The 7,450-nt window shown below is 61.7% G+C and carries 4 protein-coding genes; 3 read left to right on the forward strand and 1 reads right to left on the reverse strand.

The window, feature by feature from the left end; translation table 11 throughout:
• Positions 1-41: 41 nt before the first annotated feature.
• On the forward strand, positions 42-2,624 hold the full coding sequence (locus F3J39_RS06530) for an ATP-binding protein (RefSeq protein ID WP_104085159.1): 2,583 nt from the start codon (positions 42-44) through the stop codon (positions 2,622-2,624).
• 10 nt (positions 2,625-2,634) lie between these two features.
• On the opposite strand, the gene F3J39_RS06535 is transcribed toward F3J39_RS06530, so the two are convergent.
• A complete protein-coding gene (locus F3J39_RS06535; RefSeq protein WP_166713962.1) occupies positions 2,635-3,207 on the reverse strand; it encodes a phosphonate C-P lyase system protein PhnH in 573 nt (190 codons plus the stop codon).
• A gap of 279 nt (positions 3,208-3,486) precedes the next feature.
• Here F3J39_RS06535 and F3J39_RS06540 point away from each other — a divergent pair, with 279 nt between their 5' ends.
• Positions 3,487-5,643, forward strand: coding sequence for an EAL domain-containing protein (locus tag F3J39_RS06540; protein ID WP_166713978.1), 2,157 nt, complete (start codon positions 3,487-3,489; stop codon positions 5,641-5,643).
• 297 nt (positions 5,644-5,940) lie between these two features.
• Positions 5,941-6,423 carry a transposase gene (locus tag F3J39_RS06545; protein WP_104085161.1) on the forward strand — a complete coding sequence of 161 codons (483 nt, stop codon included), beginning with the start codon at positions 5,941-5,943 and terminating at the stop codon, positions 6,421-6,423.
• Positions 6,424-7,450: the final 1,027 nt, after the last annotated feature.

The raw sequence follows: 7,450 nt of genomic DNA on the forward strand, positions 1-7,450 counted from the left end.
TTTTATACTCGGCTGACGTTCCGCATTGCGAGGGGTGGCGCATGAGTCAGACTCTGCCGTGGTATGCCGGTGCCCGTGGACGCCTGCTGCTGTTTAATCTGCTGGTGGTCGGCGTGACGCTGGCGGTCAGCCTGGTGGCGATTACCGGATTCCGCCACGCCGGCACGATTCAGGAACAGGCGCAGGCGCAGACGCTGGCCGATATGAATGGCAGCCTGGCGCTGGCGCGTGATACGGCCAACGTGGCGACGGCGGCGGTACGCCTGTCGCAGGTGGTGGGTGCGCTGGAGTATCAGAGTGAGTCGGCCCGCCTGCAGCAGACGCAGCAGGCGCTGCAGCAGGCGCTGACGCAGCTGGCGGCGGCCCCCGTGGCCAGGCAGCAGCCCGCCCTGCTCAGCCGTATTCGTGAGCGCAGCCAGATGCTGGAGCAGAGCATCACGCTGCTGCTGCAGCGGGGGCATCAGCGCCACCTGCAGCGCAACACCATGCTAAGCGGGCTGTGGCAGGCGCAGCTGCTGCTGAACCGGATCTCAGCGCTTGCGAGCGACGCCGCTTTTCTGCCGCTGCGCCAGCAGAGCGAGAGCCTGCTGGCGGTAGCGATCCGCTCTGCCGCGCCGCAGGCTGCGGTGCAGCAGCTCTCATCCATTCTTCCGGTCTGGTCAGCCCTGCCGCTGGAAGGCGTGCTGGCGCTGCAGCGGGCGCGCTTTGTCCATGCCCTCCGTGCGCTGGAGCCGGTCGCCGCCGGGCTTGAGGAGAGCGATACCGGCATCGCCTACGCGACCTACCGTATCAAGGCGCTGGTGGCGATGCTCAATGAGGATATCACCCGCTATGTACAGCAGGTGGCGCAGCAGAGCGATGCGCGCAGCGCCAGCACCCACCGTGAACTCAACTCGGTCATCGGTTTTATCGCGCTGTTTATGCTGCTGGCGCTGCTGATCACCGGTTACGCCGGCTACTACATCTACCGCAATCTCGGCTCCGGCCTTACCGCTATCGCCCACGCGATGACGCAGCTGGCGCAGGGGGAGAAAGGCGTCAGCGTACCCGGCCAGTCGCGGCGCGACGAACTGGGCGATCTGGCGCGGGCGTTTAACGTTTTTGCCCGCAACACCGCCTCACTGGCGCACACCTCTTCACTGCTGAAAGAGAAAAGCACCCAGCTGGAGTCAACCTTTCTCGCCATGCGCGACGGCTTTGCGCTGTTTGATAACAGCGGTCAGCTGGTGGTCTGGAACGCGCAATATGCGCAACTGCTCGGTATTGCGCCGCATGAGCTGCAGCGTGGCCTGCACTATCAGCAGCTGCTGGCACGGCTGGATCTGCAGCTGCTCAGCCTGCAGGATGCGCAGGAAGTGCGGCTGCCGGACGGGCGGACGCTGGAGCTGCGCTTCAGTCCGGTGCCGCGTCGCGGCATGGTCAACACCGTGCTGGAGCGCACCTCGCGAAAAGCGCTGGAGGAGGCGCTGCTGCACAGCCAGAAAATGAAAGCGGTGGGCCAGCTGACCGGCGGACTGGCGCACGATTTTAATAATCTGCTGGCGGTGATCATCGGCAGCCTGGCGCTCACCGCCGATCAGCTGCCGGCTGGCACGCTGGCAACCCGTATCGAACGTGCCCGCCAGGCGGCGGACCGCGCCGCGCAGCTCACCCAGCGACTGCTCGCGTTTTCCCGTAAACAGGCGCTCTATCCACGGGCGGTCGCGGTCGTGGATCTGGTAGAGGATCTGCATTCGCTGCTGCAGCACGCCCTGCTGCCCGGTCAGCAGCTGGTAACAGAAGCAGCACGCCCGGGCTGGCCGGCATGGATCGATGCCGGTCAGCTTGAAAATGCGCTGATGAACCTGGTGGTTAACGCGCGCGACGCGCTGCAGCAGCAGCCCGGTGAGATAGTGCTGCGCGTCTGGAACCAGCGCAAAGCGTCCGCGGCGGGTAAACGCGAGTGGGTCGTGGTGGAGGTGATCGATCGCGGCTGCGGCATGTCAGCGGAGGTGCGTCAGCAGGTGTTTGAACCCTTCTTCACCACCAAGCCCACCGGCAGCGGCAGCGGTCTGGGGCTATCGATGGTGTATGGCTTTGTGCGGCAGTCGGGCGGTGAAATTGCGCTGGAGACCGCACCGGGCCAGGGTACCACGGTACGCCTGCTGCTGCCGCGCGCGGCGGAGGCGGTACAGCCGGTGGCGGCTCCTCCACCCGCGCAGCCCGGTGCGAGCCGCGATCGGCTGGTGCTGGTGCTGGATGATGAACCCGCCGTACGGCAGACGCTGTGTGACCATCTGCATCAGCTTGGCTATCTGACGCTGGAGTGCGCCGACGGTGCCAGCGCGCTGGCGCTGCTGCAGCAGACACCCGATATCGATCTGCTGATCAGCGATCTGATGCTGCCCGGTGCGCTCAACGGCGCCGATGTGATACGCCAGGCGCAGCAGCAGTGGCCGCAGCTCGCCACGCTGCTGGTCAGCGGGCAGGATCTGCGCCGGTCGCAGGTGACGTTACCGCTGTGTGAACGGCTGGCGAAGCCGTGGCAGCAGGCGCAGCTGGTTCAGGCGCTGGAGCGGGCCTGGCAGCGCAGCGCACGGCTTAACCGCGCGCGGCAGGCTGCTGCCACACCGCTTTCCCGCTGATAGCCTGCGCTCAGCACACCGCCACCCGGACAGTATGCGGCAGCGCCATGAGCGTTTCACCGCAGGTAAAAATGAGATCTGACCGCTGCCGGCCGGGATGCGGATGCTCACGCAGATAAGCGAGCACCGCCGGCGGCAGCTGCGGTGCAACCGCGCGCGTTTCACGCAGCCCGTCGCCGCTGAGACGCAGCGTCAGGCCGCCGTTCAGACCTGGCAGCTCAATAATCAGCGTGCGGTTATGCCCGGCGGCAGCCTGCCGGGCCATCAAAGTAGCGGGATCGGGATTCGCACGGGCGTGACTCAGGGCCAGCGAGGCGTTGCAGGCGGAGACAAGCGGCATGCCGGTACAAAAATGCAGCGTGCTGCGCAGCGCCGCACTGTCAATCTGCGGATCGAGCCACAGCGTATCTGCCCCCTCTTCCCGCTTCAGCAGCAGCGCGCTGGCAGCAGAGGAGAGTTCGCGCTGGCCTGGCATCAGCGGCAGCGACACGATAACGCCTGGCTCGCTTATAGCTTTGTGTACGCGACGGGACGCCTGCTGAGCATCCGCGACGGAATAATGAAAACTGGCCAGTAAAGTCATGGGTCCTCTCCGGATACCGGAATAAACAATAAATAGCCGGGCGCTTTCAGCGCCGTGTCCGGCTGCCCCGCCCGTTTTAATGAACGCTCAGGATGCGCGCAGCAGATGACAGTGCGGTGATGATGACGTGACGGCGCGATGAATCAGCCGCGGCCAATGAGCAGCTAACGCATCAGGATGATTAATAAGTGCATCTCGCGCCGCGCCGCTCTCCGCCAGGCACAAACCCGTCTTTCTGCTAACTTATTCAATACGGCCGCCTGTTTATATGAAGAAAAAATAATGAATTCAATCAGAACATCCCGTCAATTCCGGCACAGTTTTTTGCGTCAGGTGGTCGCGCCGCTGATCGCAATTCTGGTGCTGTCGTTTGCCGGGGCCGGCAGCGGACTTTACTGGGGGACATCCGTGACCAACAGTGAAGCGCGTGAGCAGCAGCAGCGGATGATTGCCGCCTCATTCGACCAGAGCCTCAGCGAGCATTTGCGCCAGCTGCGCAGCCTGACGCGCTGGTCGCCGCTCGCCAGCCACCTGACGCTGCGTGACGCCGACCGGGCGTGGCTGGATCAGAACGTCGGTAGCTGGCTTTATGAGATGTTTGCCCATCAGCTGATCCTGCTGCTGGACAGCAGGCAGCAGCCGGTTGCCGCCTGGCGCAACGGTGAGCCGGTCAGCCCACAGGCAGTCGGTCCGTGGCTGCGCGATCTGCTCGCCACGCCGCTGGTAGCCAGCGCGGCTGGCGCAGAAGATCGGGCCGATTTTGTGCGCATTGCCGGTCGCGCTGCCGCGCTGGCCGTGGGTGAAATTAGCACGCCTGACACGACAAACCGGTTTAGCCTGGTGAGCGTCGCGTTTCTTGACGATGGCTATCTGCGTCACCTTTCCGATCGCAGCCAGCTGGCGCAGCTGCACTTTAGCAACGCGCCACCCACTGATAAGGAGATGGCTTTCTGGCCCCTCTCATCGCAGAGCGGCCAGCGGGTAGGCTATCTGAGCTGGCAACCCGATAAGCCCGGCGCGCAGATGCTGCGCACGATCGTGCCCTCAACGCTGCTGTCGGTGCTGATTATCACCCTGCTCTGCCTGTTTATGGTACGGCGCATCTGGACCTCCTCGCTCAGCCTGTCGCAGTCGCTGGTCCGGCTGGGTGCCAGCGAGGCGCAGGCGCAGCACCTTGCGTTTCATGACGTGCTGACCGGCCTGCCCAACCGCGCGCTGGTGGAAGATCGCCTGACCCAGGCGCTGGCCGCGGCGCTGCGGCACGATCGCCGCGTGGCGCTGCTGCTGCTCGATCTTGATCGGTTTAAAAATATCAATGACACCTGGGGCCATCACGCCGGCGATGAACTGATCCGCGAAGTGGCGCGGCGCCTGAGCGAGATTGTGCGCACCAGCGATACCGTGGGACGCATCGGCGGCGATGAGTTTATTATCGTGATGCCGGATACGGAGACTATCGGCCAGGTGCATACGCTGGCGCAGCGCATTATCAGCGCGCTCAGCGCTCCTTATCATCTGCTGGGCAATGAGCTGTGGGTTGGCGTCAGTATCGGCCTGGCGCTGGCACCGAAAGATGGCGTGGACCGGCTGGAGCTGATGCGTAAGGCGGATATCGCGCTGTATGACGCCAAAAATCACGGGCGCGGTCAGTTTCGCCAGTTCGAAAAAGCGATGGATGAGTCGCTGCGTACCCGGCAGGAGCTGGCGGCAGAGCTGCGTCAGGCGCTGGTTAATTTTACCGGGCTGGCCGTCTGGTATCAGCCGCTGATGGAGATTAACGGTGAACGCGTTGTCGGCGTTGAGGCGCTGCTGCGCTGGCACCATCCGACCCGTGGCGATATCTCACCGGCTGACTTTATCGCTATCGCCGAAGAGACCGGGCTGATCCTGCCGCTGGGCGAGTGGGTGCTGCGCGAAGCGTGTAAGACGTCGCTGAAGCTGCCGCAGGTGGTGGTGGCGGTGAACGTTTCACCGGTGCAGTTTCGCAGCAGCGGCTTTGTCTCCCGGCTGCTTGAGATTGTTGCGAGCGAAGGCGCCGATCCGCAGCGCCTGGAGCTGGAGATCACCGAAGGCGTGCTGATTGAGGATGAGCATGCGGCCCGCAGCTCTATCATTGCGCTGCGCGAAGCGGGCTTCCGTATCGCGCTGGATGATTTTGGCACCGGCTACTCCAGCCTTAACTATCTGAGCAGTTTCCCGGTCGATAAGATAAAAATCGACCGTTCTTTTACCCAGTCGCTGGGCGTGGCAGATAACTCAACCGCGATTATTGAATCCGTCGTTCGGCTGGGGCACGCCATGGGCCTGACTGTCACCGCCGAAGGCGTAGAAACCGAAGGACAGATGCACGCCCTCGCCAACGCCGGCTGTAACCAGCTGCAGGGCTATCTGTTCAGCCACGCCGTCCCGCTGACCGAGATTGAAAAAATGGTATAGGAAACGACAGGATAAAACCCCGTAGGGGCGCCATTTATGGCGCCCTGGTAACAACCGGGCACGGCACATAAACGACGTTAGGTCCACATAAACGAATCCAGGGACGCATAAATGCGTCCCCTACCGGCACCGGAGATGCGTTATTTATCGCGCCCGAACACAACTTTGTAGGGGCGCCATTTATGGCGCCCTGGTAACAACCGGCACCGTTTTCTTTTTCGCGACATCTCGCATCGTTAACGTGGCTGACTCGCCTTTCTGCGCTGAAAAGAGAGAATAAAGGCGCAAGGAGGCACAATGCGAAACCGAAAAAATCCGCGCCTGACGCAATTTGATTATCGTACGCCCGGCGCTTATTTCGTTACCCTGGTCACCCGACAGCGTGCGCTGCTGCTGGGTGAGATCCTGTCCGGCAGTATGCACGCTTCGCCGTCCGGCCTTTGTGTTGCCGAAGAGTGGGAGCGCCTTTCTGCCCGTTATAACACGCTGGCAACCGATACATTTATTGTGATGCCCAATCACCTGCACGGCATCATCTGGCTTCAGCCGGGTAATATCTGTTGTTTATCAGCCATTATTAATCACTTTAAAGCGGGTATTTCCCGCCAGCTCGGAACGCCTGTCTGGCAGCGTGGCTTTTATGACCGCGTTATCCGCTCGGAACAGGAGCTGTCTGCAGTTCGCCGTTATATTGCAGAGAATCCATTGAAGTGGGAGCTGGACCGGTTGTTTGTACGAGGAGAGACGAGACATTTAAAGGATGCGGGGGTGAATAGATGATGTCAGGGGCGCATAAACGACGCCAGGGACGCATTAATGACGTCAGGGGCGCATGAATGCGCCCCCTACAGCGGCAACGGGGATGCGTTATTTATCGCGCCCGAACACAACTTTGTAGGGGCGCCATTTATGGCGCCCTGGCGACAGTCGGGCACAGCGCATAAACAACGCCAGGGACGCATTAATGCGTCCCCTACGGCGGCACCGGAGATGCGTTATTTATCGCGCCCGAACACAACTTTGTAGGGGCGCCATTTATGGCGTCCTGGCGACAGTCGGATACGGTGTATTGACAATGCCGGGGCATATAAACGACGCCAGGGACGCATAAATGCGTCCCCTACGAGCACCGGGGGATACGTTATTTATCGCGTTCGGATAAAACCCCCGTAGGGGCGCCATTTATGGCGCCCTGGCGACAGTCGGGCACAGCGCATAAACAACGCCAGGGACGCATAAATGCGTCCCCTACGGCGGCACCGGAGATGCGTTATTTATTGCGCCCGAACACAACTTTGTAGGGGCGCCATTTATGGCGCCCTGGCAACAATTGGACACGGTACATTAACGACGTCAGGGACGCATAAATTACGCCAGGGACGCATAAATGCGTCCCCTGCGAGCACCAGGGGATACGTTATTTATCGCATCCGCACATAATCTGTAGGGGCGCCATTTATGGCGCCCTGGTAACAACCGGGCACGGCGCATAAACGACGCCAGGGACGCATTAATGCGTCCCCTGCGAGCACCGGGGGATACGTTATTTATCGCGTTCGGATAAAACCCCCGTAGGGGCGCCATTTATGGCGCCCTGGTAATAACCGGGCATGGCGCATAAATGACGGCAGGGACGCATAAATGCGTCCCTGCGAGCACCGGGGGATACGTTATTTATCGCATCCGCACATAATCTGTAGGGGCGCCATTTATGGCGCCCTGGTAACAACCGGGCACGGCGCATAAACGACGCCAGGGACGCATTAATGCGTCCCCTGCGAGCACCGGGGGATACGTTATTTATCGC

Origin of the sequence: Pantoea sp. Acro-807 (assembly GCF_011752675.1) — a bacterium.
GTDB lineage: Bacteria > Pseudomonadota > Gammaproteobacteria > Enterobacterales > Enterobacteriaceae > Pantoea > Pantoea eucrina.

Excerpts from the sequence above, each read along its gene's own strand:
- F3J39_RS06535 (WP_166713962.1), bottom strand. The coding sequence starts at position 3,207 with ATGACTTTACTGGCCAGTTTTCATTATTCCGTCGCGGATGCTCAGCAG.
- F3J39_RS06530 (WP_104085159.1), top strand. The coding sequence starts at position 42 with ATGAGTCAGACTCTGCCGTGGTATGCCGGTGCCCGTGGACGCCTGCTG.
- F3J39_RS06545 (WP_104085161.1), top strand. The coding sequence starts at position 5,941 with ATGCGAAACCGAAAAAATCCGCGCCTGACGCAATTTGATTATCGTACG.